The sequence below is a fragment of the Streptomyces sp. NPDC055078 genome (assembly GCF_053607985.1).
This window is the reverse complement of the sequence record NZ_JBSGUP010000781.1, coordinates 1-3,524: the sequence shown is the minus strand read 5'-3', so window position 1 is coordinate 3,524 and position 3,524 is coordinate 1. Positions and strand designations below refer to the sequence as shown.

The following is a 3,524-nucleotide window of genomic DNA, read 5'->3' as shown; positions in this document are numbered from 1 at the left end:
GGGCGAAGCTGGCCCGCGCGGTGCGGGAAGCCCGGGAGACGCGCTCCGCGCCCCGGCACACCGGGTCGGCCGAGCCGGCCGTCGCCCGTGGCACGACGGCCGTGTCCGCCGGGTCGGACGGTCGGGCCTGCCCGGAGGGCTCCGGGGCCCGCGCCGGACGCCTCGCGGCGCAGGGTGACGCGTCGTCGACCGCCGCACCCGCCGCACTCGCCGGTGGAGCGGGCGCGCGCCGCGCCCTTCGCCTCGGCGCCACGGGGCCCACCGCTCCCACCGGGCCCGGGAGGCCCCCTGGGGCCCCCGGTCCGACAGCGGTCGGCCACCCTGTCGTCCGGGGCGCGAGGCCCGTCCCGGTGCGACCTGTCCCGCATGGCACCGGCCTGCTCAGAAGGCTGCTCCGCCGAACGGCGGGCCGGGATTCGGCGCCGGGCACAGGTGGCTCCGTCGAGCCCGTACGGGGACACAGCGCCCGGGTCCGCCCCGGCGGGCGTGCTCCGGAGCCCACCGCGGACCCAGGTCACCCCGGACGGCGTGCCGGGCCGCCTGGCCGCGCGGGCGCGGATCCGTCCAGGACGGCGTGCGAGGGGCCGACGGGGAACCCGTGCACCGGCTCCTGTTCCAGGGGCGGACCCAGCCGGGTGCCGGCCGGGTCTCCGCCGTGGCAGGCGGGTACGGGGGTACGGCACGTTCCCGGGGCGCCGAGCCGGGCCGGGAGCGGGGGAGGGGACGGTGCCCCGGGCTCGGGCCCCGGGCCCAGGGGGCGCTGAGACGAGTCCCACCGGCCAGGGGGCTCGCGTCAGGAGGCCGTTTCGCGCGGGACCGGGGGAACAGTGGCACCGCCGCCGGTCTCGACCGCCTGGACCACGGCCTGGTGGAGCGTGCGGCTCGCGTCCTCCGAGTCGCAGGGGATGGGGCTGCCCGACATCGTGAACCAGTCGGAGGCGCCGCTGTACTGCACCGCGACACGGGCTTCGTCCCCCGCCCAGGTGGTGTGCACGGTGAGATCCCCGGTCAGTACGCCGACCTCATCGGTGAGCACCCCTCCGCGCCCGGAATACACACCTGTGGTCGTCCACGATGCCCAGCTCATCCTCCCAGGCTCGCACCGCCGGGCCCGATGCGCGACCGATGTGCACACAGCTCTGTTCACAGTTCTGCGGAGGCGTCGGCCGTCCCCCGCTCTCACCTGGTCGGACGCGGGACGGACGGGTGTATGAAGCTCCGCTGTGGACCCGCTTAAGAAATCCTCGATGGACTCCTGGAGCCCCGCTGGGCAGATTGGTGCCGATCTCGTTGACCGCCACTGTCATGGTTCGTCCCGGTTGCCGGAACCGGCGGGGTCGGCCATGTTCACTCTTGATCGCCCGACCTCATGCCTGGAGCCGCCCCGATGAAGGCACTTGTCAAGCAGCATGCCGAGCCCGGCCTGTGGCTCATGGATGTGCCGGAGCCCGGGAGCGGCCCCGGGGATGTGCTGATCAAGGTGCTCCGCACCGGCATCTGCGGCACCGATCTGCACATCCGGTCCTGGGACGCCTGGGCCCGGCGGGCGGTCAGTGCGCCGAGGGTGCTCGGCCACGAGTTCGTCGGTGAGGTCGCCGTCGTCGGAGCGGACGTCCGGGACATCGCGGTGGGCGACACCGTCAGCGGGGAGGGGCATCTCGTCTGCGGAAGGTGTCGCAACTGTCTCGCCGGGCGGCGCCACCTGTGCCGTAGCACCGTCGGCCTCGGGGTCGGACGCGATGGCGCGTTCGCCGAGTACGTCACCCTGCCGGCGTCCAATGTGTGGGTGCACCGGACCCGGGTGGACCTGGACATCGCCGCGATCTTCGATCCCTTCGGGAACGCCGTGCACACCGCGCTCTCCTTCCCGCTGGTCGGCGAGGACGTCCTGATCACCGGAGCGGGGCCGATCGGCATCATGGCCGCCGCCGTGGCCCGGCACGCGGGCGCCCGCAATGTCGTGGTCACCGACGTCAGCGAGCCCCGTCTTGAACTCGCCCGCAAGGCGGGTGCCACCCTCGCGCTGAATGTGTCCGACCACGGCATCGCCGAGGCACAGCGGCGGCTGGGCCTCAAGGAGGGCTTCGATGTCGGCCTGGAGATGTCGGGCCGGGCCGAGGCCGTCCGGGACATGGTCGACAACATGACGCACGGCGGCCGGATCGCCATGCTGGGTCTGCCCGCGCAGGAGTTCGCCGTCGACTGGTCGAAGATCGTGACCTCGATGATCACCGTCAAGGGTATCTACGGCCGGGAGATGTACGAGACCTGGTACGCGATGACGGTTCTGCTGGAGGCAGGTCTCGACCTCAGCCCGGTGATCACCGGCAGCTACGGGTACCGGGACTTCGACGCCGCCTTCGACGAGGCGGCCACCGCCCGCAGCGGCAAGATCATCCTCGACTGGACCCGCTGACATGAGCCCGCCGATCCGCTGCCGGGCGCCCGGCACCCGGTCTCCCGGAGTTGCGGACGAAGCCAGATCAGCCCTGCCCGGACGCCCCGTGCCTGACTGTCCCGTGCCTGACTGTCCCGTGCCTGACCGTCCCGTGCCTGACTGTCCCGTTACTGACCGCACCGACCGTTCCGTGCCCGGGCGCCCCGGCCGCCCTGTGCCCGAGCGCACCGATGACATCGTGCCCAAGCGCATCAAGGGCCCCCTGCCCGACCGGCTCACACCCCCCGACAGTTCCGATTCCGACCGCATCAGGCCCGAGTGCCCCGTGCCGCTCGGTCCGGGAGCGCTGATCCCTGCACGGGCTGCACGGGCTGTACGGGCTGCACGGCGGTGCGGGGACCCGGGCACGCCGCTCCGCACCGTCCATCGGCACCCCGCCGTACGGGCGGGCCCGTCGGGGCCGCTCCGGTGATCCGGTCCATGAACTCTGTCCTCCGGCCGCCGGTCCGATCCCCCGCCGCCGGGGCCACGCACCCGCCCGCCACCCACCAGGGAGCGATCCTCGTATGTACGCGTCAGTCCGTGACGGCCTCCTCACCACCCTCGACGAGATCCGCGACGCGGGTCTCCACAAGCCCGAGCGCGTCATCGGCACCCCGCAGCGAGCGACTGTCTCCGTCGCTTCCGGGGAGGTCCTCAACTTCTGCGCGAACAACTACCTCGGCCTCGCCGACCACCCCGAGGTCATCGCCGCGGCGAAGGCGGCGCTGGACCGCTGGGGCTACGGCATGGCGTCCGTACGGTTCATCTGCGGTACCCAGGACGTGCACAAGGAACTGGAGGCGCGGCTCTCGGCGTTCCTCGGGCAGGAGGACACCATCCTCTACTCCTCCTGCTTCGACGCCAACGGCGGTGTCTTCGAGACTCTCCTCGGCCCCGAGGACGCGGTCATCTCCGACGCGCTCAACCACGCCTCCATCATCGACGGCATCCGGCTCTCCAAGGCCGGCCGCCACCGCTATGCCAACCGCGACCTCGCCGACCTGGAACAGCGGCTCAAGGAGACCCAGGACGCCCGCCGCCGCCTCGTCGTCACCGACGGCGTCTTCTCCATGGACGGCTATGT

3 protein-coding genes are annotated in these 3,524 nt (G+C 72.7%); 2 read left to right on the top strand and 1 reads right to left on the bottom strand.

Annotated features, from left to right (window positions below; all coding sequences use genetic code 11):
• Positions 1–793: 793 nt before the first annotated feature.
• Positions 794–1,087, bottom strand: coding sequence for a hypothetical protein (locus tag ACWF94_RS36560; protein ID WP_453498900.1), 294 nt, complete (start codon positions 1,085–1,087; stop codon positions 794–796).
• Between the two features lie 300 nt (positions 1,088–1,387).
• Between ACWF94_RS36560 and tdh the strand changes: the two genes are divergently transcribed.
• Both tdh and ACWF94_RS36550 read left to right on the top strand, forming a co-directional pair.
• On the top strand, positions 1,388–2,416 hold the full coding sequence (gene tdh / locus ACWF94_RS36555; protein ID WP_453498898.1) for an L-threonine 3-dehydrogenase: 1,029 nt from the start codon (positions 1,388–1,390) through the stop codon (positions 2,414–2,416).
• Between the two features lie 548 nt (positions 2,417–2,964).
• On the top strand, positions 2,965–3,524 hold a 560-nt coding region (locus tag ACWF94_RS36550; RefSeq protein WP_453498896.1), incomplete at its 3' end, for an aminotransferase class I/II-fold pyridoxal phosphate-dependent enzyme.